The 381-nt window shown below is 44.9% G+C and carries 1 pseudogene; it reads left to right on the top strand.

The annotated features are described in order from the left end of the window. Window positions 1–381: pseudogene (locus F3J02_RS18380) on the top strand (cell surface protein); the annotation flags it as partial.

The following is a 381-nucleotide window of genomic DNA, read 5'->3' as shown; positions in this document are numbered from 1 at the left end:
GACCTGGAACGGCACAGCAGTATCAGGTCAGGCAGCAACAGAAGATCAATTGGCAGCAGTTGATAGCAAGTTGGGTACGTTAGACGATGCAGCAGTTAAATATGACAATGCAACGACTAAAGACCAAATCACGCTTGCAGGTACTGCTGGTACCACGATTACTAACGTAAAAGCGGGTGCGGTAAATTCAAGCTCAACTGATGCGGTAAATGGTAGTCAATTATTCAACACTGCAAACAATGTGAAGAATATTGTGGGTGGTTCAACCACAATTGATGCAACGACAGGTGCGATCACGACAAGTAACATTGGTGGTACAGGTTCGAACACAATTGATGGAGCGATCACAAGCGTTAAAGATGCAGCTACCAAAGCGAAAAC

This window comes from Acinetobacter sp. Tr-809, from assembly GCF_011753255.1.
GTDB lineage: Bacteria > Pseudomonadota > Gammaproteobacteria > Pseudomonadales > Moraxellaceae > Acinetobacter.
The sequence above is the reverse complement of the archived record's forward strand: the minus strand, read 5'-3'. Positions and strand labels throughout refer to the sequence as shown.